17 protein-coding genes are annotated in these 21,051 nt (G+C 47.3%); 15 read left to right on the forward strand and 2 right to left on the reverse strand.

The genetic code is table 11. The annotated features are described in order from the left end of the window. Positions 1–47: 47 nt before the first annotated feature. From H8876_RS07745 to H8876_RS07805, 13 genes are all read left to right on the forward strand, one after another. Positions 48–590: a hypothetical protein gene (locus H8876_RS07745; protein ID WP_249287260.1), complete on the forward strand. Its 543-nt coding sequence runs from the start codon at positions 48–50 to the stop codon at positions 588–590. A 281-nt stretch (positions 591–871) separates the two neighbouring features. Continuing rightward, complete coding sequence (locus tag H8876_RS07750) at positions 872–1,015, forward strand: hypothetical protein (RefSeq protein ID WP_249287261.1); 144 nt, start codon at positions 872–874, stop codon at positions 1,013–1,015. 32 nt (positions 1,016–1,047) lie between these two features. After that, positions 1,048–1,308, forward strand: coding sequence for a type II toxin-antitoxin system Phd/YefM family antitoxin (locus H8876_RS07755; RefSeq protein ID WP_249287262.1), 261 nt, complete (start codon positions 1,048–1,050; stop codon positions 1,306–1,308). Between the two features lie 206 nt (positions 1,309–1,514). Next, on the forward strand, positions 1,515–1,946 hold the full coding sequence (locus tag H8876_RS07760; RefSeq protein ID WP_177264872.1) for a potassium channel family protein: 432 nt from the start codon (positions 1,515–1,517) through the stop codon (positions 1,944–1,946). 128 nt (positions 1,947–2,074) lie between these two features. Continuing rightward, positions 2,075–2,512 (forward strand): RrF2 family transcriptional regulator, encoded by a 438-nt coding sequence (locus H8876_RS07765; protein ID WP_177264871.1) that lies wholly within the window; start codon positions 2,075–2,077, stop codon positions 2,510–2,512. Between the two features lie 504 nt (positions 2,513–3,016). After that, positions 3,017–4,312 carry an O-acetylhomoserine aminocarboxypropyltransferase/cysteine synthase family protein gene (locus H8876_RS07770; RefSeq protein WP_249287263.1) on the forward strand — a complete coding sequence of 432 codons (1,296 nt, stop codon included), beginning with the start codon at positions 3,017–3,019 and terminating at the stop codon, positions 4,310–4,312. An 89-nt stretch (positions 4,313–4,401) separates the two neighbouring features. Next, a complete protein-coding gene (gene cysK / locus H8876_RS07775; RefSeq protein WP_249287264.1) occupies positions 4,402–5,334 on the forward strand; it encodes a cysteine synthase A in 933 nt (310 codons plus the stop codon). A gap of 181 nt (positions 5,335–5,515) precedes the next feature. After that, positions 5,516–5,881 carry a metallopeptidase family protein gene (locus H8876_RS07780; protein ID WP_249287265.1) on the forward strand — a complete coding sequence of 122 codons (366 nt, stop codon included), beginning with the start codon at positions 5,516–5,518 and terminating at the stop codon, positions 5,879–5,881. 342 nt (positions 5,882–6,223) lie between these two features. Beyond that, positions 6,224–7,408 (forward strand): MalY/PatB family protein, encoded by a 1,185-nt coding sequence (locus H8876_RS07785; protein ID WP_249287266.1) that lies wholly within the window; start codon positions 6,224–6,226, stop codon positions 7,406–7,408. Then, positions 7,408–8,493: a tRNA 2-thiouridine(34) synthase MnmA gene (gene mnmA / locus H8876_RS07790; protein WP_249287267.1), complete on the forward strand. Its 1,086-nt coding sequence runs from the start codon at positions 7,408–7,410 to the stop codon at positions 8,491–8,493. Before H8876_RS07785 ends, mnmA begins: the two co-directional genes overlap by 1 nt. Positions 8,494–8,554: 61 nt before the next feature. Further along, entirely contained in the window at positions 8,555–9,256 is a 702-nt protein-coding gene (locus H8876_RS07795; RefSeq protein ID WP_249287268.1) for an ABC transporter ATP-binding protein, read from the forward strand. Positions 9,257–9,277: 21 nt separating this feature from the next. Continuing rightward, entirely contained in the window at positions 9,278–12,229 is a 2,952-nt protein-coding gene (locus tag H8876_RS07800; protein ID WP_249287269.1) for an FtsX-like permease family protein, read from the forward strand. Positions 12,230–12,233: 4 nt separating this feature from the next. Further along, a complete protein-coding gene (locus H8876_RS07805) occupies positions 12,234–13,052 on the forward strand; it encodes an acyl-[acyl-carrier-protein] thioesterase (RefSeq protein ID WP_249287270.1) in 819 nt (272 codons plus the stop codon). Here H8876_RS07805 and H8876_RS07810 read toward each other — a convergent pair. Together H8876_RS07810 and gdhA are read right to left on the reverse strand one after the other, a co-directional pair. Next, positions 13,047–13,340, reverse strand: coding sequence for a putative quinol monooxygenase (locus H8876_RS07810; protein WP_177265290.1), 294 nt, complete (start codon positions 13,338–13,340; stop codon positions 13,047–13,049). The two genes, H8876_RS07805 and H8876_RS07810, sit on opposite strands and share 6 nt — an antisense overlap. A gap of 127 nt (positions 13,341–13,467) precedes the next feature. Then, on the reverse strand, positions 13,468–14,835 hold the full coding sequence (gene gdhA / locus H8876_RS07815) for an NADP-specific glutamate dehydrogenase (protein WP_249287271.1): 1,368 nt from the start codon (positions 14,833–14,835) through the stop codon (positions 13,468–13,470). 298 nt (positions 14,836–15,133) lie between these two features. Here gdhA and H8876_RS07820 point away from each other — a divergent pair, with 298 nt between their 5' ends. Next, entirely contained in the window at positions 15,134–20,002 is a 4,869-nt protein-coding gene (locus H8876_RS07820; RefSeq protein ID WP_249287272.1) for a nicotinate-nicotinamide nucleotide adenylyltransferase, read from the forward strand. Then, on the forward strand, positions 19,999–21,027 hold the full coding sequence (locus H8876_RS07825; protein WP_249287273.1) for a lactate/malate family dehydrogenase: 1,029 nt from the start codon (positions 19,999–20,001) through the stop codon (positions 21,025–21,027). The genes H8876_RS07820 and H8876_RS07825 overlap by 4 nt, the downstream gene beginning before the upstream one ends. Positions 21,028–21,051 lie beyond the last annotated feature (24 nt).

Here is a 21,051-nt window from a genome sequence, read left to right on the forward strand (position 1 = left end):
GATGGATATTGGTATCCTCCAAATTGGAAGTAGAGGAGGGAAGAAATATGGAATTTCAGGAATTGGTTTTGAACTTTGTAAAACCTTTGAATGACTATAGTTTTGCTGTAGCTTTGAAAGAAAGAAACTTGGTAAGATTCCAAAAACAAAATTTAATTGTGGAAATTTGCTATGAGGAAGTAGGATATGAAATATCCGTATATTTTTCTGTGGATCATACGGATATATGTGTTCCTATGACAAAATTGGTGGAATATTATTTTATAAATCGAACAGGTTTGTATCAGTTGCCTGATCAGTCAGAACAATCGGTCAAGAGAGGTATAGAATATACAATAGGGACAATTTTATGTATTTTAAAGATGGATACATTTCGAGGTGTTGAGAGTATAAAATACATATATAGTCTTTATAAGTACGAGCATAAGGAGTTGTTAAAGAAATATTATATAAATGAGGACTTAGAAAAAGCGGATAATTATTGGAAAAATAAAAATTATGAACAAGCATATCACCTGTATAAAAAGTGTGAAGACCATCTGTCTAGGGTTCAGTTAAAACGGTTTCAATATTTGAAAAGAAAAATGTAATATAAAATCATTAGGGTGATAAGGCGAAGAAAAAATAATAAAGATTTGCTGCTTCTTTGTATCTCACGAAACTAACTCAAAAATAAAAATCACTCGCAGGGCAGAACAGACCGCCTTGATCGGAGCAGAGCAGATTCCGGCGAAGCGAGCCACAAAATCAGATGGTGTCGCTTTGCAAGGATATCTCCTTTGCATAATAGAATCATCAGGAGGCCTGCAAAACATAAGCAGATATCGTATATCTGAAAGAGCAGGATCAGGAACATCCGGAAGAGAACTTTATGATGGAGATCAAGGGCAAGTCATATACGGAAAAGACAGATGCAGGAGAGGCACTGCTTTCCTGCTGCAAAGAAATGGAAAGCCCGGAGCCTGTAGTTACAGGAAACTTTCATGAATTTGTTGAAATATTATCTTTATTATGATAAAATTGCGCCATAGAGAGGAGGTAAAAACTATGATAAATATAAGACCTGTATCGGATTTAAGAAATAATTTTACAGAAATTGAGTCGATTGTAAAACAGGGTGATCCGGTATATCTGACGAAGAACGGATATGGAACTATGGTAGTGATGGATCTGCAGCAGTATGCGGCGCTAACGGATGATATCGAGTTAAAGCTGGATGAAGCTGATAAAGCTGCAGAAGCAGATGACGAGAGATATACGGTGGAGGAAGTTTTCGATAGAGCACGGGAGCGTGTGAATGGAAGATAAAAAATACAGAGTGAAGATTTTACCTTTGTTTGAAGATGATCTGGACAATTTATCATATTTATGTAAAGAACTATATTGTCTTTTATGTTGTGATCGATGATATCATGGAAGTTCGAAGATTATTATATAATCGAAAAAAATATAAAGACGACTTATAGAAAACAGGCAGGATACTACATGACCGAGAGGTTCTGATGAGGTAAAAAATGAGACGATTACATGTTTTAAAATCAATATTAGTTCGAACGCATGCGGATAAAATTTTGCTGACCTATCTGGTATTTGTGGTGATCGCAGCACTGATCATACAGATTGTGGAACCGGGTATCAACAGATTTGTCGATGCGCTGTGGTACTGCTACGCCGTTATTTCGACGGCGGGGTTTGGCGATATCGTCGTTACGACCTTTTCTGCAAAGGTGGTTTCGGTGCTTCTGACGGCCTATTCGATCGTGGTGATCGCACTAGTTACAGGGGTGATCGTCAATTATTATAATCAGCTGATTCAGATCCGGCAGAAGGATACGCTGGCGTCTTTTTCGGATCGTCTGCAAAGACTGCCGGAGTTATCGAAGGAAGAACTGGAAGAAATGTCGGCAAATGCAAAGGAATTTTTTCAAAACAGGAATGGAAAATAATATGACGATTGTCTGCATGTCACGGACGTATAGAAAAGAAAGCTTCTGCAGATACTTTTTTAGACAATCTTATTGTAATCCTACTAAACATATGGTATATTTAGGAGGTAAGAACGGGAGGGAATCCAATGAAAGTATCAACAAAAGGTCGTTATGCCATCCGTGTCATGCTGGATCTGGCAGTGAATAATACAGGGGAATACATTCCTTTAAAGGATGTTTCCGAAAGACAGGGAATCACATTAAAATATCTGGAACAGATCATTATCCTGCTGAAGCGGTCAGGATATTTGAAAAGTTCCCGTGGAAACGGAGGTGGCTATAAGTTGGCCAAAGCTCCGAAGGAATACACGATTGGAGATATTCTGCGAACAACAGAGGGAAGTCTTTCTCCGGTAGCATGTCTGGAAGATGATGAGAATATGTGTCCGCGCAGTTCCATGTGTACTACGATTAATTTTTGGGAAGGACTGGATAAGGTGATCAACGATTATGTAGACAGCGTCACTTTGCAGGATCTGCTGGATAGGCAGCAGGAACTGGTCGGAAACGACTACAGCATATAAAAGAATAAAAGAAACAGAAAGAACGCAGACGAAGGAGCAGTATATGATGAATACATGTCGCAAGCGTTCTTTTTTTATATAAAGACTGGCGCAGGGTGCTTTGCAGAAGATGGGAGAGCGGTGCGGTAGAGTGCAGTTTGACTTGTCAAAAAAAGCTGGCGGAAAATTTTTTGCAGAAATAACGAAAAAAAATCAAAATACCTGTTGACAGATAGGAATATAGGTGTTAGTATGTATCCATACTAAACCGATAGGAAAAATAACAATCGGAAAACAAAGCGAAAAGGAGGCGACATATTCATGAAAACAAAATTTATACTTCAAGGACAGCGAGATGATCGAATGTGTTGCTGTTAGCAGAAGCAGAGCACATCCGAGTTTATGATACGGGGTGTTGAGGAATTGAGTTATTGCAAATGAGTCGGCTGTCTGGTCAAAGAGAGCCGCGATCAAATAAATTGAGAGTAAAGAGTATTAAAATAAAGATAAAAGAGGTAAACAACAATGGCAAATATTAAGAATACAGAAAACTGGGCATTTGAAACGAAGCAGCTGCATATCGGACAGGAATCTCCTGATCCGGCATCGGACGCAAGAGCAGTTCCGATCTATCAGACAACATCTTACGTGTTCCGCAATTCCGATCATGCGGCAGCAAGATTCGGACTGGCAGACGCAGGTAACATCTACGGCAGATTGACAAACTCCACACAGGACGTTCTCGAAAAGAGACTGGCAGCTCTGGAAGGCGGTGTTGCAGCTCTGGCTGTGGCATCCGGTGCAGCAGCTATTTCCTACACGCTGCAGAACCTGGCTCACGCAGGAGATCACATCGTAGCAGCCAAGACGATCTACGGTGGAACATACAATCTGCTGGAGCATACGCTTCCGGATTACGGCATCACAACGACATTCGTTGATCCGGATGAAGAAGGCAGCTTTGAAAAGGCTGTTCAGCCGAACACTAAAGCGATCCTCATCGAAGTTCTGGGAAATCCGAACTCCAACCTGATCGATATCGACAAGGTTGCTAAGATCGCACATGACAATGCAATTCCACTTGTTGTAGACAGCACTTTCACTCCGCCAAACCTCATTCGTCCGATCGAACACGGAGCTGACATCGTAATCCACTCCCTGACTAAGTTCGTCGGCGGACACGGAACTACACTAGGTGGTGCGATCATCGACAGCGGTAAGTTTGACTGGGCAGCAAGCGGTAAGTTTGCTTCTATCACAGATCCAAACCCGAGCTACCACGGAGTATCCTTTACAGAAGCAGTTGGCCCGGCAGCATTCGTAACGAAGATCCGTGCGATCCTTCTGAGAGATACAGGAGCAACTCTTTCTCCGTTCAATGCGTTCCTCCTGCTGCAGGGATTGGAAACACTGTCTTTGAGAGTAGAAAGACACGTGGAAAACACGAAGAAAGTAATCGAATACCTGAAGAACAACCCGAAGGTAGAAAAGATCAACCATCCGTCTCTGCCGGAAAATGGCTACAAGGATCTGTATGACAAGTACTTCCCGAACGGTGCTGGTTCCATCTTCACATTTAACATCAAGGGCAGCGAACAGGATGCGAAAGACTTTATTGACAGACTGCAGATCTTCTCTCTGTTGGCTAACGTAGCAGACGTGAAATCTCTGGTAATCCACCCGGCAAGTACAACTCACTCCCAGCTGACTGCGGAAGAGCTGCACGATCAGGGAATCGAACCGAATACTATCAGACTGTCCATCGGTACAGAAAATATCGACGACATCATTGCAGACCTGGATCAGGCCTTCAACGGTTAATTTACAACAGACCCCGCCCGTATCAGGGCGGGGAAATAAACTATAATCCACGATAGAAATTGTTTGAAAGAAAGAGATAGGTGAGCAAAATGGCTAATATTTATAAAGGAATCTTAGGATTGATCGGAAATACTCCGTTAGTAGAACTGACAAACGTAGAAAAAGCAAATGATCTGGATGCGCATATTCTGGTAAAACTGGAATATCTCAATCCAGCAGGAAGCGTTAAGGATAGGATCGCAAAGGCTATGATCGAGGATGCAGAAGCAACCGGAAAGCTGAAGGAAGGTTCTGTGATCATCGAGCCGACATCCGGAAATACCGGGATCGGACTTGCAGCAATCGCAGCAGCCAAGGGTTACCGTGCTATCCTGACTATGCCTGAGACCATGAGTATAGAAAGAAGAAACATTCTGAAAGCGTATGGTGCAGAAATCGTTCTGACAGAGGGATCCAAGGGAATGAAAGGTGCGATCGCAAAGGCAGAAGAACTGGCAGAAGAAATTGAAGGAGCTTTCATTCCGGGACAGTTCGTAAACCCGGCAAACCCGAAGGCGCATCGCGAAACGACTGGTCCTGAAATCTGGAAAGACACAGATGGTAAAGTGGATATCTTCATTGCAGGCGTCGGCACCGGTGGTACGCTGACAGGAGTTGGTGAATACCTGAAATCTCAGAATCCGGACGTGAAAGTCGTTGCAATAGAACCAGCCGGCTCTCCGGTCCTCTCTGAAGGCAAGAGCGGTGCTCATAAGATTCAGGGAATCGGTGCTGGATTCGTTCCGGACACTCTCAACACCAAGATCTATGACGAGATCATCACGGTAGAAAATGACGATGCATTCGCACAGGGCAAGGAAATCGCCAAGGAAGAAGGCATCCTGGTAGGCATCTCTGCCGGCGCAGCTCTCCACGCAGCTATTGAATTGGCTAAGAGACCGGAAAACAAGGGTAAGAACATCGTAGCTCTTCTGCCGGATACAGGTGACAGATACTACTCTACTCCATTATTTGGAGAATAAACTCAATAAATCAACCAACCAGAAAAAAGCTTCTGTGGGACAGACCGCAGAAGCTTTTTTCTAGGTATGACGGATTTAAGTTCCCGGGACGACTTATAAAAGGTATGATCCTTGTATCTTGATGAAAATTTTTTTATAATAAAGAAAATATTCCTTGAAAGATTAAATTGGGAGAGAAGCTATGATGACGATAGATGAATTTGAAGAAGCTATGGATCAGATTGCGGAGGAACTGCCGGAGGAGTTTTACAGGGAACTGAACGGCGGGATCCTGATTTTGCCGGAGAAGCGGAAGAGCCCTTATGCGAAGGCTGATGATCTGTGGGTTCTGGGAATGTATGTGCACAGCTCGTCCATGGGGAGGTTGATCGAGATCTACTACGGGTCGTTTTGCGAGGTGATGAAGGGCCGGAGCCGGGAGGCTTGGATCGAGCAGATGCGGGAGACATTGTACCATGAGTTTACCCATCACATGGAGTCCCTGGCAGGGGAGAAAATGCTGGAGGAGAAGGACGAGCAGCAGCTCCGGGAATATTTGCAGAGATAGGATGGATATTTGGGCAATCCCGTATTTTTCCAATGCTCGAAATTCACTGTTTTTTAAAGCAAAAACAGAAAAGCTTGCATAGGTGAGGATGTCGGGACTCAAAAGCTTGTTCTGAAGGCACAGTAAGCATGTATAATAGTCATAAGATAGCATGAATATGCATCAAATAGCTGTTTCTGGAAGACCATCAGGCACCAGGGATTGGAGCATACTATCATCCCTTTGTGATTTTCTGAAAAAGCAGCGATAGATGAACTTTTTTTCAGAAAAGCTTTCTGCTTATTGCCGTGAAATGACAGGCTTTTGCAGAAAATCGTGCCGGGATAGAAGGGGTTGATATAGATGAAACACGATTTTGATAAGGTGATAGACCGCAGAAATACGAATTCAGTCAAATATGATTTCGCAGCAGAATGTGGTATGCCGGAGGATGTGCTCCCGCTCTGGGTGGCAGATATGGATTTTCAAGCACCAGAGACAGTAAGACAAAGGCTGGCAGAAATCAGCCGTTTCGGTATCTATGGCTACAGCAACAGCAGAGACGACTATTTTGCAGCAGTACAGAAGTGGTACAGCACTCATTTTAGATGGAAGCCGAAAAAAGAATGGCTCGTCAAAACTCCAGGAGTTGTGTTCGCCATCGCGGCAGCGATCCGGGCGTTCACTGAGCCGGGAGATGGAGTTATGATCCAGCAGCCGGTATATTATCCGTTTCGCAATACGATCCTGTCCAATGACCGGGAATGTGTCAACAGTCCTCTCGTTTTAGAAAACGGCAGATACCGGATGGATCTCGATGACATGGAACGGAAAATCAGAGAACATGACGTCAAGCTCTTCATTCTGTGCAGTCCCCATAACCCGGTGGGACGAGTCTGGACAAAGGATGAACTGGCGGCGGCAGGCCGGCTGTGCGAGAAATACGATGTGATTGTTGTCAGCGATGAGATCCACAGCGATTTTACATATGCGGGTCTGACCCATACGGTGTTTCCATCGATTTCCCCGCAGCTGGCAGAGCGGACGATCTTATGTACAGCACCAAGCAAGACTTTCAATCTGGCTGGACTGCAGGTCTCCAATATTTTTGTTCCCGATCAGAAACTGAGGCGAGCCATGCGCAGAGCAATCGATCAGACGGGCTACGGTAATCTCAACATGATGGGGCTGGCGGCATGTCAGGCGGCATATGAAGAAGGAGAGGACTGGCTGCAGGATCTTAAAAGGTATCTGACTGATAACCTGACGTATCTGCGGCAGCGGATCAAAGAGGACCTCCCTGGGATCAGACTCATCGAACCAGAGGGTACTTATCTGGTATGGCTGGACCTGCGTGAGCTGGATCTTTCTGAGGTAGAGCAGAGAAAACTCATCGTTGACGATGCCAGGCTCTGGCTGGATACGGGAACTATGTTCGGTGCAGAAGGAGCTGGTTTTGAACGAATCAACATCGCTTGCCCGCGGAGCACTTTAAAGGAAGCGATGGATCGGCTGGCGCGTGCTTTGCAGAAAAAGGGGGAGGTATAATGAGCGAAAAGGCAATCGTCGCGATGAGCGGTGGTGTGGACAGCAGTGTGGCTGCGTATTTTGCAAAAAAAGAAGGGATGGACGTCATAGGGGTAACGCTTCGTCTCTTCGAAAATGAGACGGCGGGGATCTCCTGCGAAAAGAGCTGCTGCAGTCTGTCGGACGTGGAGGACGCCAGGAGCGTAGCATTGAAGCTGGATATTCCGTATTACGTTTTCAACTATACGGAGGATTTCAGCAGGCAGGTCATCGACCGGTTTATCGCTGCTTATGAGCGGGGAGAAACGCCTAATCCATGCATCGACTGCAACAGGTATATCAAGTTTTCTCAGCTGTTTGTGCGGGGGAAGGAACTGGGCAGAGATATTATCATAACAGGTCATTACAGCCGTATAGAAAAAGATGGCAGTGGAAGATACCTGCTGAAAAAGGGGCTGGATCCGACAAAGGATCAGAGTTACGTGCTGTATGCTATGACACAGGAGCAGCTGGCGCACACACGGCTTCCGCTGGGCGGACTGGCCAAGAGCGAGACGCGGGAAATCGCGGAAGAACTGGGGCTTCGGAATGCAGCCAAAAGAGACAGTCAAGACATCTGTTTCGCACCGGACGGTGACTATGTGGGATTCATTGAGAGATATACGGGAAAAGTGTATGAACCGGGGGATTTTGTGGATGAACAGGGTCGCGTGCTGGGGCAGCATCGCGGGATCATCGGATACACGGCAGGTCAGCGAAAGGGGCTTGGGATCGCATTTCCTCAGCCGATGTACGTCAAGGAAAAGGATGTGACGCGTAACAGGATCGTGCTTTGTCCTGGTCATCATCTTTATGCGAAGAGTTTGATGGCAGAGGATTTTAACTGGATCGCATGCGACAAGCCTCCTGCAAAGCTTCGCGCAGCTGCGAGAGTGCGTTATAATCAGAAGGAGGCTCCGGCAACGGTCTTTGCAGAAGATGACGGACGAGTAAGGGTGGAATTTGATGAGCCGCAGCGCGCCATCACCGCAGGACAGGCTGTTGTGGTGTATGACGGCGATGTGGTCGTGGGCGGCGGAACGATCGTAAGCGCAGACGACAATTGAATCCGGTCTGTTTTTATGGTAAAATGAAGGAACCAGAAAACCAGAAAGGAGCGTGCCGCATATGGCCTTTGTAACCTTTGAGAATGTAGGAAAAGTATATAAAACAGGGGACGTTGAGGTACGGGCACTGCACAACGTCAGTTTCAAGATCGAAAAGGGTGAGATCTGCGTTGTGGTAGGACAGTCGGGAGCGGGAAAAACAACGCTTCTTAACATTCTGGGCGGGATGGATACTTTGACGGAAGGTCATGTACTGCTGGACGGCAGAGATATCTCTACTCTTAACGAAAAACAGATGGCAACGTATCGGCGTTTTGACATCGGTTTTGTGTTCCAGTTTTATAATCTGATACCGAACCTGACAGCGGTAGAGAACGTAGAGATCGCATCCCAGCTTTCGAAGGATCCGCTGGATAGTATGGCTGTCATGAAGCAGGTAGGCCTTGCAGATCGTGCGTTGAACTTTCCGGCACAGCTTTCTGGTGGTGAGCAGCAGAGGGTAGCGATCGCCAGAGCACTGGCAAAGAACCCGAAACTGCTTCTTTGCGATGAGCCGACCGGGGCTTTGGATTATGAAACAGGAAAAGCGATCTTGAAGCTGCTGCAGGATACGTGCCGAAAGAGCGGAATGACCGTGGTGATCATTACTCATAATTCGGCTTTGACGGCGATGGCGGATCGCGTGGTGAAGATCAAGAATGGTACAGTGGCCTCCGTATCTATCAATGAGAATCCGGAATCCATTGAAAATATCGAATGGTAAAGGCAGCGAGGTGTTTGTTGTATGACGCGCAATGTGTACAATAAAAATATAAGGCGGACGATTTTCGGAAGTCTGGGAAGATATATCGCGATCATGGCCATCATCGCCCTCGGTGTCGGTTTTTTTGCCGGTGTAAAGAATACCAAGGGGTCCATGATGGAAACGCTGGATAAGTATGTACAGGATCAGAATATGTACGATTACCGGCTGATTTCGACTTACGGATTTACGGAAGATGACGAGAAGGCTTTGCAGAAGGTAGATGCTGTGGCAGAGGCTGAAGGCTCTGTGACAGCTGATTTTTTTTCTCAGGACAGAGACGGCAATTCCATTATTTTAAAAGCTCATTCCATGACAGCGGATATCAATCTGCCGAAACTGGAAAAGGGCCGCCTGCCGGAGGCTGACAATGAATGCGTGGCAGACAGTCACTTTTTCAGCGGTAAAGATCTGGAAAAAACCATCAAAATAACAGATGAGAACGATGCGGATGGCAAGGAGCAGTTTACTTATGGGAGCTACAAGATCGTCGGCATCGTCAATTCGCCTAACTATATCATGAAAGAAGAACGTGGCACCACGTCTCTTGGCGATGGAAGGATCACGGCATATGTGTACATGCCGCGGGGGGCATTTACTTCGGAGTATTACACGGAGATGCTGCTGACATGCGAAAAGCAGGGATTCGTGTTTTCTGATACTTATGATAAGAATATCAAGGCTGCAAAGGATCCTATCGAGGCTGCTGCAAAAGAGCGGGGGCAGGAGAGATATGACGAGATCCTGGCAGAGGCACAGGAGAAGATCGACAGCGGACAGGCGGAGCTGGACAGCGGAAGACAGAAGCTGGAACAGCAGAAGGCCAGCACATATGGTAAACTGAGGGAGTCCAAGAGTACTTTAGACAGTAAATCGAGCGAGATCAGCAGCGGAAAACAGCAGCTGAAAACAAAAAGATCAGAACTGACAGCGCAGCAGACGCAGCTGACAGGACAGATCAAGCTGCTGCAGGAGGCCATCACGGCGGCAGAATCGCCGGGATCAGGCGTTCCGCAGGAGCAGATCGAACAGATGAAGGGTCAGCTTCAGCAGATGCAGGGAGGTGCTGCGCAGATAGAAAGCGGACTGCAGCAGATCTCAGAACAGGAAAAAAAGCTGTCTGAGGGAGAAAAAGAGATCCAGAGCGGATATTTACAGTATTTCAACGGCAAAAAGACGGCTGACTCGCAGTTTGCTGCTGCAGAGCAGGAACTGGAAGACGGACAGAAGGAACTGGATGATGCGAAGGAGCAGCTTTCGAAGATCAAAGAGCCGGAGCTTTACGTGCAGACGAGAAAAGACAATATCGGGTACGATTCCTTTGAGAGCAACGCAGAGATCGTTAACAGCGTTGCCAAGGTTTTCCCGGTGTTCTTTTTCCTGATCGCAGCGCTGGTGTGCTCGACGACGATGACGCGGATGATCGATGAGGAGCGGACACAGATCGGCGCTCTGCGGGCGCTGGGATATACTCGTGGGAAGATCATGTGGAAGTATATGGTCTATTCGGGATCTGCTGCCATGATCGGCTGCGTCGGAGGATTCCTGGCTGGTTCGAAGTATTTTCCTTATGCGATCTGGACTGCTTACGGCATGATGTTCGGATTTGCTCCGGTGGAATTCTATTTCAACTGGCCGCTGGCTTTGATTTCTCTGGCAGTATCGCTGATCTGTTCTCTGGGGACCACCTGGTTTGCGTGCCGGAGCAAGATGAAGAGCACTCCTGCGGAGATTCTAAGACCGGAAGCTCCGAAGGCTGGCAAGAGGATCTTACTGGAACGTATCGGAGTTTTGTGGAAGCGCATGAAATTCTTACATAAGGTTTCCGCCAGGAATATCTTTCGTTACAAGAAACGGATGATCATGATGATACTGGGGATCGGAGGCTGTACGGCGCTGGTTCTGGCCGGATTCGGCATTTATGATTCTGTGGGAGGTATCGCACAGCATCAGTATTCTCAGATCGAAAAATATGATATGGCAGCAGCGTTTTCCAAGACGCTGGATGAGGAGGAGCAGGCGAAGATCGAAAGTCAGTATGGAGATCAGATCTCCAATATGGCGGTGCTGCAGCAGTCTTCTGTGGACGCTGAAGGCGGCGGCGTGAACAAATCGTGCAACCTGATGATTTCCGATGACAACCGCATTACGAAGGCTGTATCTTTCCGGACGAAGGACGGCAGGAAGATCGCTTATCCGAAAACAGGAGAAGCGGTCATCAACAATAAACTGGCTGAGATGCTGAGTCTAAAAAAAGGAGATCAGCTGACTGTAAAATACGACGATACGAAATCGGTACAGCTGACGGTTTCCGGGATTTACTGGAACTACGTTTCCAATTATATTTATATCAACGGGCAGACTTACGAGGATGACTTTGGAAAAACTTATGACCCGACGGCAGCATTTTTGACGGCTGCAAAGGGTACCGGGGTCTATAAGCTGTCGGAAAATCTCAATAAATACGACGATATCATTGCGATTTCTATAAATAAAGATATCGAGAAGCGGGTAAGCGATATGATGGTGAGTCTGAATTATATCGTTATTCTGGTAATTGGATGTGCGGGAGCACTGGCATTTATCGTTCTTTTTAACCTGGGTAATATCAATTTGACAGAGCGTGTGCGGGAGATCGCTACCATAGAAGTGCTGGGGTTTTATCCGCGGGAGATGGGGTCTTACGTGTTCCGTGAAAACTTTATCCTGGTGCTGATCGGTATCGTTGCAGGGCTGCCGACAGGTTATGTGCTTCACAAGTTCATCATGTCCAGGATCGTCGTAGATGCAGTATCGTTTAATGAAATCATTGAACCGGCAAGTTATGTCTTTACGGTACTGACGGTCATCGGATTCTCCGTGATCGTGGATCTGATCCTGAGACGGAAGATGCGCCGGATCAATATGGCAGAAGCACTTAAATCCATCGAATAGAAACATGGTAAAGGACATGGACAAGGAACATACAGAAATGATGCAGGAAATACAAGAAGAAAATCGAAAGCTGCAGGTAAGCGGCTACGAGTGGGATATTACATTGACTGAGCAGGATGTGGAAGAACATGGATGGATCCGTGGGAACAGTCTTTTGCATGCATTTGAAACGATCGCATCGGCTCATGTAGACAGTCTGGATATGGGATTTGAACAGATGATCGCCCAGAATCGTATCTGGGTCATGACGAAGATCAAATACGTGGTCTATAAACGGGTGGATCCCGGGGAATCATATCACCTGGGAACTTATCCGCGTCCGAAAAAAGGAATCCTGTTTTATCGGGATTATTATCTGTGGGATAAGAATGGAGATGTGGTTGCGGCAGCGACCAGCCAGTGGTGTATCCTCAATTTCAAAACGCGGCGTCCTGAGCGCACGGATATCGAGGTGCCGGGTGAATGCATCGATCACGAACCTTTTGATGCGGGGATTGAAAAGATCCGGTGGATGCCGGAAGAGGGGGATGATCCGCAGATGCTGTATCATGTGACAGAAGATGATCTGGATAAAAACCAGCACGTCAACAATGCACGCTATGCGGTCATGATCGATGAAACTCTGGGAACTTCTGCACACAGAGAAGTGACGATACATTTTGCGAAGGAAACCGTGCTGGATGATGAGATCCTGCTTTATACGGATGCTGAAAAAGCTGATCCGAAAGCTGCAGACTATGCTGACGGTGGAACCAGCCAGCATGTGGTCGGGGAACTTTCGGACAGCACCGTCGTGTTTAAGAGCCTGGTAAAGCCATTATAATGTACTGGCTTTGACTACCGATGTCTGATCGATATATTGTTCTTTAACAGCCATGGCTTCTTTCATATGAGGCTGTTCTAAATGGATTTTCTGGCAATCTGCATCCTGCCACTGTTCTACCAGAAGCAGGGTGTTTTCATCTTCTTCTGAAAAATAAAAGTCGTAACTGAGACATCCGTTTTCTTCACGGATTTTTTTCAGGATACCGCTGCTGCGCAGTTGCTGAACGTATGTCTGACGCATACCTGGTTTTGCTTTATATGTTACTAGCATTGTAAGAGCTGTCATAGTAAATCCTCCTTGCGATATGTATAATAGTTGTCGTATTAAGTATAAGACAGAATCCATAAAAAAAGAACCCTCAGGACGAGGATTCTTTTTTTTATAGGTTTCTATTTAATATGCAAATCAATGTTTATACTAAACCCTGAGCCATCATAGCTTCAGCAACCTTTTCGAAACCAGCGATGTTAGCACCCTGTACCAGAGCGTTCTTGTCGCCATAGTACTTTTCACCAGCACCTGCACATGCATTGTAGATGTTTCTCATGATCTGGTGCAGCTGAGTGTAAACGTCTTCGTGCTGATATACAGTGTGACCAGCGTTCTGTCCCATTTCGATGCAGGAGCAAGCAACGCCGCCAGCATTAGCTGCCTTAGCAGGACCAACAGCTGTCATTTTGTCCATCAGGTAAACGAGAGCTTCGTTAGTTGTAGGCATGTTAGCACCTTCGCAGTAGAACTTGCAGCCGGAAGCTACGATGTTCTCAGCGTCTGCCATGTGTACGTCGTTCTGCATAGCGCAAGGGATGAACAGGTCAACCTTAACGTCGAAGTCCTGACATACGCCCCAAGGCTTCTTGCCGGCAACGAACTTAGCTTCTGGGAACTTTTCTGCGTAAGGAGCGCAGATGTTCTTGCCAGATCCTCTCAGTTCGAGGAGGAATGCAACCTTTTCATCAGTGCTGATTCCTTCAGGATCGTAGATGTATCCGTCCGGTCCGGAGATCGTTACGCACTTAGCGCCTAACTGCTGCAGTTTCCAAGCAGCACCCCATGCTACGTTACCAAATCCGGAAATACCAACAACTTTGTCCTTCATGTCTTCGCCGTTAGCCTTCAGCATTTCTTCTGCGTACCATACGATACCGAATCCAGTAGCTTCAGATCTTCCCAGCAGTCCGCCGAACGGGATGCCCTTACCAGTCAGAACGCCTTCATACTTGTCAACGATTCTCTTGTACTGGCCGAAGAGGTAGCCGATTTCTCTGCCGCCTACACCCAGGTCTCCAGCAGGAACGTCAGTGTTAGGTCCGATGTGTCTGTACAGCTCAGTCATGAATGCCTGGCAGAATCTCATTACTTCTGCGTCGGATTTGCCGTTCGGATCGAAGTCAGAACCGCCCTTGCCGCCGCCGATAGGAAGTCCAGTCAGACTGTTCTTGAAGATCTGTTCGAATCCTAAGAACTTGATGATTCCAGGATATACGTTCGGTGCGAATCTCAGACCGCCTTTGTAAGGTCCGATTGCGCTGTTGAACTGATATCTGTAACCCTTGTTAACCTGTACTTTACCAGCGTCGTCAACCCATACTACTCTGAAAGTAACTCCTCTTTCAGGTTCAGTCAATCTTTCGAGAAGAGCTGCTTCTTCATATTCCGGATGCTGTTCGATAACCGGAGTCAGAGAAGACAGTACTTCTTCAACTGTCTGGTGAAATTCTACTTCGCCAGGGTTCTTCTGCTTACAAAGTTCAATACATCTTTCAACATAATTTGACATTTCTATTTCTCTCCTATTTCAATATTACAAAGTTAGTAATGCCTTGTTAAGTTAAATATAGCACTCGCGCATGATACAGTCAATGGATTTAATCGTAAGTTGCCAAATGTTGTAATTTTCAGATAAATGTTACGAAAATGAATACTTTTTATGCAAAATCAAATACCTTGTGAAAGGCGTGTAAAACCTTTGCAAAATAGCAGAATGGATCAGGATCTCAGGAAGGATAGTGCTTAAAAAAAGCTGGAAAATGTGGTATGATATAGTATAAAACAGATACAAAGCGAGGTGGAACAGGATGATCCATACATTAGAGAAAATGGCAGAGCATAAAATCATGAGCAAAAGATTTCTTCGAAATCTCAAGATGGAAAAGAAAGATATGATCAAACTTCTCTCATCGGCAGGCTGGCGCAGACGGTTGACAGAACTGGCTCGTGAAAAAGATTTTACGGCGGCTGGTATGGTTCAGGCTGTTGAACCGGTTCTGGACAAACTGGCGGATCCTCCAGAAGGTGGATGGCTGCATTTTATTTGTGATTCAGTTAAAGCCTCCTTGTATCCTGAAAATTTTTCGGCAGAAGTGACGGAAGACCGCAGACGGGCCGTCTTGTTTTTCCTGGAAAATTATCGTGCGATGCTGGCGTATGAGCGGGAACACCGAGAGTTCTCGCCGGTAGATGATCTGGATCTTCTGCCAAAAGAGGCGACGGACGGATGTGTGACTGCCAGGGAGTATGACAGGCTGCGAAAATTCTGGAACGATCATTATATCTATGAATTCATGCGGATCAGCCGGGAAATCACACCGTTCAATACTGTGGGGCATATCGGGGGCGTGCATTACGTGGCACTGTTTATTGGAAAACAGCTGGCAGAGACGGATATACCGGTGGATCTGGCTCTCGTTTCTTCGGCGGCGGCATGTCACGATCTGGGAAAGTTCGGATGCTCTCCGAAAGAGGAGAAGCGGATTCCTTATCTCCACTACTATTATACCAATGAACTTTTGATCCGGGAAAAGATGCCTATGACGGCTCATATTGCCAGCAACCATTCCACATGGGACCTGGAACTTGAAAACCTTTCCGCGGAATCCCTGCTGCTGATCTATGCTGATTTTCGTGTAAAGAGCATACGCGAAGATGGGGCAGAGCATGTTTGTTTTTATACGCTGGATCAGTCTTTTGAGGTGATCCTTCACAAACTGGATAATGTAGATGCTGCGAAAAAACAGCGTTATGAACGGGTTTATGCCAAGCTGAAAGACTTTGAAAATTATCTGAAGGATATGGGGATCGAAACAGATGTGACTGCCGGTCCTGTGAAGCCAAATTCTAGTCGCAGAGAAGACACGGTCCTTCTGGCCGGTGATGCGGTGGTGGAGCAGTTGAAGTATACAGCGATCCAGCATAATATGAAGATCATGAGTATTTTTAACAATGAGCTTGCATTTGGAAATCTGCTGGAAGCTGCACGGAGCGAGAAAAAGTGGAAAAGTCTGCGGGCATACCTGAACATCCTGTCAGAATATTTCACTTATATGACCAAACACGAGAAACAGCTTACGATCCATTTTCTGTATGATCTGCTGTCCCACAGGGAAGGCGATATCCGCAGACAGGCGGGAGCTTTGTTGGGTCAGATCATTGCCAACTACGATGATGTATACCGGAAAGAACTGCCTGATAACGTGAGCAGAAGTGGCGCACAGGATAGCATTTCAGTCTGGGGAAAATACCTGAACATGATCGTTTCCCCGGATTATCGTGCTACCGATCAGCATAGAAGCTGGATCGGATACACGCTGAAGGTGGTGATCCGCGGACTTCTGGAAAATACTGAGCCGGATAAGAGAATGCAGTACATGGAAAAGTATTTTGCATTATTCCAGTCTTATGATGCGGAAGACAGCGGAGTTTTCGTGCTGCTGGATTCGGTGGTGAACGTACCACGCTGTGTGTTCCGCAGGGAAGATAGACTGCAGGTGCTCAGGTTTGCAGCTGCAGTTTCTGCCAGAGATCCTATTGAGATCAAGCTGGGCGCTCTGCGAGCGGCGGAAGCCATCTCACAGGTAGTACAGACGGAGGAAACATCAGGCTCCATACGGGAAATTTTGCAGAATACGGAGGAAATGACCAGTCACATCAGTGTGGCTTACCTCACTTGTAAGCTGCTTCACAATATAGGAGATGAGGCCGGAGCGAAGGTCTGTCAGGAGCGGATCGATCATATCGCCTATGATGATGATCTGAAAGAGGATGCGGTATCGCGGATCTTCCGTGAAAACCTCAAAGTGGGAACACCGTGGGTCGTTAAGACAGTCAACATTGATTTTCTTCTGGATTATATAATGGAGCGGGGAATGAAGAGCCAGATCTTCCATCTGGCAGCCCATTTTTCTAACCTGATCAAGGTGAGCGAGCGAGTAACGGTGCGTCATAAGGCAGGAAGAGGACTGCTGCGTATCGCACGCGCTTTGCCGATGGAACAGATCAATGAAATCGTGATAGAGCTGACCAAGGGGCTGGAAATAGGAGAGTATCAGTTTTCAAAATACATTCCGGAATACCTGGGAGAACTGGCATTGCATCTGGATCCGGGCGAACTGGACGAATTTATCGCAACGCTGCAGGAGCTTATAGAAAGCACCAATGACCGGATCGCATCAGTTGCTCTGGATACTCTCGGGGAGACTTTAAGAAATTATTCCGGATACCGGACGCGCCAGGAAGAACCGGAAGAAGTGTATGAAGCGAGAAAACAGACGATGCTGGGCATGCTGCTGAAAGGCCTGGCAGACTACCATGAAGTGGTGCGTCAGGAGGCGTTTCTAGTCATCGGGCAGTATATTTTCGGCAGCAGCAAACTCAGTCAGGACGAGATATTTGCCATATTTCAGGTGATATACAAGAAACTGCTGACGCTGATCATGGAAGAACGGGGATTCGACATGAATTTCCTCACCAATGCGGCAGCATTGAATCATATTTACCGGTTTATTTCGGAATATCATTTTCAAAAGGGCAGCATGATCCTTCCGGAAAACAGGACAGCGGCCTTTTTCCCGGGAACTTTCGACCCGTTTTCTCTCAGTCATAAGGGAATCGTACAGGCGATCCGTGATGCGGGATTCGAAGTGTACCTGGCACTGGATGAGTTCTCCTGGTCAAAGAAGACGCAGCCGAGAAAGATCCGGCGCAAGATCATCGAAATGTCGGTGGCGGATGAACCGGACGTTTATCTGTTCCCGGACGATCTGCCGGTGAATATCGCCAATCCCGATGATTTAAAACGGCTGCGGGAAATTTTCCCGGGACGGGAACTCTACATGGTAGTCGGAAGTGATGTGATCACCAATGCATCCTCCTACCGTGCGGAGCCTTCGGAATATTCCATACACAGTATGAATCATCTGGTATTCAGAAGAGAAACGCTGGAAGCCGGAAACGAGGATCGCGAGAAACTTCAGAAGAATTATGCACGGATGACGGGAAAGATCCAGGAGCTGACGCTGCCGGTATATCTGGAAGATATCAGCTCTACCAGGATCCGTGAAAATATCGACCGGGATCGCGATATTTCCAATCTGATCGATCCGGTGGCGCAGAACTATATCTATGACAACAGCCTGTACCTGCGTGAACCACAGTACAAGAATGTGCTGGAACGAAAAAACATCGTCATTGAACCGCTGGAGCACCGGGAAAGCACCGTGCTGAAGAAGCTGAGCAGCGACGTGCACCTCAGAGCGGAATCCCTGCAGGAACTTTGCAGATATATGGATCGCAGCGATGTTAAGACTGCCGTTATCCGTGACAGTTCCGGGAAGATCCAGGCTCTGGCAGCGGTCAACGAGATCGAGACAGGTGATCTTTACCGGGAGTTTCAGGATATCGATATCGCGGCATATCTGCGCCAGAAGGCTACGGGAAGGATGCTTATCATCCGTGGCCTTTACGGAAGCACAAAAGTCGATATGAGAAACCTTTTGCAGCATATACTGACAGAAGTGCTGGCGCAGGCGGTAGCAGGAGACCTTACTTATGCTATATATCATCCCCTTGAGCAGGAACTTCACAAATCGATCCGGGAACTTCTGCTGCGGCAGGGGTTTGTAGAAATGGGTGCAGGAGACGGCAGGCGTGATCTGTACGAAGTGAATATGAAGGAGCCGATCGCGGTCATCGACAATATGGAGACCGTACTGAAAAAGCCGTTCAATACGACACCGAAAATACGCACAGTGCTGGAAAAAGCACATGGAGATATGCAGATGGCTCTTACCGGGCTCAATCCGGGTAACCTGGTGCTGTCTTTTAATGCAGGGATCATCAACCACAAGATCGTTGATATGGTGACAGAGGCCAATCACGTGCCTAATTATCCACTGAAAGTGCGTCAGCTCGGAGAATGCATGTGCGTGCCGTTCGGCAAGATCCTGCGAGGCATGGCAGTTCCTAATACGGTCACAAAAACACTTCATACGGAAAAGATGTTTTCGCCGGCTCTGGACAGCTTTACCATCGAGGAATACCCGATGTATGCGGCCATACCGGATCAGGTGAGGACCATACATTCCTTCGGCCGGCCGGTGATACTGGTGGACGATCTGCTTCACAAAGGATACCGGATGAAGGCGCTGGATCCTGTTTTTCACGAGAACGGGCTCCAGATCCGCAAGATCATAACAGGCCTTTTATCGGGACAAGGCAAGGATCTTATGGCGATCCAGGGAAGGGAAGTGGAAAGCGCGTATTTCATCCCGAATCTGAAGAACTGGTTTGTCGAGTCCACCATGTGTCCGTTTATTGGAGGAGACGGCGTGCAGAGCGAGGAACGGGTGGAAGCAAATCTGATCCCGTCGGTGAATCAGGTGCTGCCGTTTGCGGCTCCAAGCTTCATCCACGGGGCATCGCGGGAGGCGGTATATCATTTATCCATGGTATCCCTGGAAAACGCGAGACGGATATTCCTGGCGCTGGAGGAAGAATATCAAAACGTATTTGAGAGAAAACTGACGATCAAACGGCTGTCGGATGCGGTGATCTCGCCGCGGATGCCGAACGGCGCAGACCGGGTGGCAGTAGATCCAAGCCTGGCTCCGTCAGTTTATATGGAAGATTATAAAGAACGATTAAGAAGATTGGAAAGTGCATTAAAATGATGAGATCGATCAGAGAACTTATACAAGAAGAACGGGAATATATCAAAGAAGAAAACAGCATAGTGTTTCCTGCAAAGGGAGCCCGCCGGGAATGCTGTGAAGCGAAGACGACTCCGCCTGAGGGTGCAAAGGAAAAGAAAAGGGTGAATCTGCTGGCTTTGGGAGATGTGGGGGGCACGGTGCTCCTGGGGTTGAAACTGGAAGGCGGCGACATCCTGCAGCGGATAGGGATCTACGATCTGGATCCTAAAGTGCTCCGACGGTATGAGCGGGAGATGAATCAGATCACTTTTCCGGATGGAAGAACGCTTCCTGAGGTGGTGATCCTGCAGGAAGAGGAATTGTTTGACTGCGATCTGTTCGTGTTCTGTGCGTCAAAGGGCGTTCCGCCGGTAGGTGCGGAAGGTGATGTGCGTATGGCGCAGTTTCAGGCGAATCGCAGTCTCGTGGAGATTTACGCAAAGGCCGCTGCTGCAGCGGGTTTTGGCGGCATTTTCGCTGTGGTTTCTGATCCGGTGGATCCGCTGTGCAAGGCGGCGGTCCTGGCGGGACTGCCGCAGGATAGGGTCCAGGGGTACGGGCTTGGCGTCATGAATGGAAGAGCTCGTTATTTCGCGGCAAAAGATGAAAGGTTTGCCCGGTATCTTACGGAAGGACGAGCTTTTGGACCTCATGGGGAAGATCTTGTGATCGCCGACAGCATAGAAGATTACAACGATGAATTGGCCAGAAAACTGACAGAGCTTACGGTTCACTCCAATCTTGACACCCGGGCGGACGGCTTCAAGCCGTATATCGCACCGGCGATCTCGTCCGGCGCATTGTCTCTTTTAGAAACGCTGCGCGGTGGATGGAATTATTCCTCTGTTTTCCTGGGATGCGGGGAAGAAGGGGCTTTCCTCGGCTGCCGGAACCGCAGAAGAGGTGAACGCCTGGAAGAGATTGAGCTGGAAGATCAGCCTTTGCAGGAAGACCTGTTTGTGCGGATCGAAAACGCATACCGGAATCTTTGCAGACTGAAGTAAAGAGGAGAGAGAAGCTGCTGGTGA

The sequence above is a fragment of the Lentihominibacter faecis genome (assembly GCF_014306095.1).
GTDB lineage: Bacteria > Bacillota > Clostridia > Peptostreptococcales > Anaerovoracaceae > Lentihominibacter > Lentihominibacter faecis.

What these genes read in the sequence shown, in the direction of transcription:
- H8876_RS07800 (WP_249287269.1), top strand. Translation starts at nt 9,278, where the DNA reads ATGACGCGCAATGTGTACAATAAAAATATAAGGCGGACGATTTTCGGA.
- H8876_RS07750 (WP_249287261.1), top strand. Translation starts at nt 872, where the DNA reads ATGATGGAGATCAAGGGCAAGTCATATACGGAAAAGACAGATGCAGGA.
- H8876_RS07820 (WP_249287272.1), top strand. Translation starts at nt 15,134, where the DNA reads ATGATCCATACATTAGAGAAAATGGCAGAGCATAAAATCATGAGCAAA.
- H8876_RS07825 (WP_249287273.1), top strand. Translation starts at nt 19,999, where the DNA reads ATGATGAGATCGATCAGAGAACTTATACAAGAAGAACGGGAATATATC.
- H8876_RS07785 (WP_249287266.1), top strand. Translation starts at nt 6,224, where the DNA reads ATGAAACACGATTTTGATAAGGTGATAGACCGCAGAAATACGAATTCA.
- H8876_RS07780 (WP_249287265.1), top strand. Translation starts at nt 5,516, where the DNA reads ATGATGACGATAGATGAATTTGAAGAAGCTATGGATCAGATTGCGGAG.
- gdhA (WP_249287271.1), bottom strand. Translation starts at nt 14,835, where the DNA reads ATGTCAAATTATGTTGAAAGATGTATTGAACTTTGTAAGCAGAAGAAC.
- H8876_RS07770 (WP_249287263.1), top strand. Translation starts at nt 3,017, where the DNA reads ATGGCAAATATTAAGAATACAGAAAACTGGGCATTTGAAACGAAGCAG.
- H8876_RS07745 (WP_249287260.1), top strand. Translation starts at nt 48, where the DNA reads ATGGAATTTCAGGAATTGGTTTTGAACTTTGTAAAACCTTTGAATGAC.
- H8876_RS07795 (WP_249287268.1), top strand. Translation starts at nt 8,555, where the DNA reads ATGGCCTTTGTAACCTTTGAGAATGTAGGAAAAGTATATAAAACAGGG.
- H8876_RS07805 (WP_249287270.1), top strand. Translation starts at nt 12,234, where the DNA reads ATGGTAAAGGACATGGACAAGGAACATACAGAAATGATGCAGGAAATA.
- cysK (WP_249287264.1), top strand. Translation starts at nt 4,402, where the DNA reads ATGGCTAATATTTATAAAGGAATCTTAGGATTGATCGGAAATACTCCG.
- mnmA (WP_249287267.1), top strand. Translation starts at nt 7,408, where the DNA reads ATGAGCGAAAAGGCAATCGTCGCGATGAGCGGTGGTGTGGACAGCAGT.
- H8876_RS07810 (WP_177265290.1), bottom strand. Translation starts at nt 13,340, where the DNA reads ATGACAGCTCTTACAATGCTAGTAACATATAAAGCAAAACCAGGTATG.
- H8876_RS07765 (WP_177264871.1), top strand. Translation starts at nt 2,075, where the DNA reads ATGAAAGTATCAACAAAAGGTCGTTATGCCATCCGTGTCATGCTGGAT.
- H8876_RS07760 (WP_177264872.1), top strand. Translation starts at nt 1,515, where the DNA reads ATGAGACGATTACATGTTTTAAAATCAATATTAGTTCGAACGCATGCG.
- H8876_RS07755 (WP_249287262.1), top strand. Translation starts at nt 1,048, where the DNA reads ATGATAAATATAAGACCTGTATCGGATTTAAGAAATAATTTTACAGAA.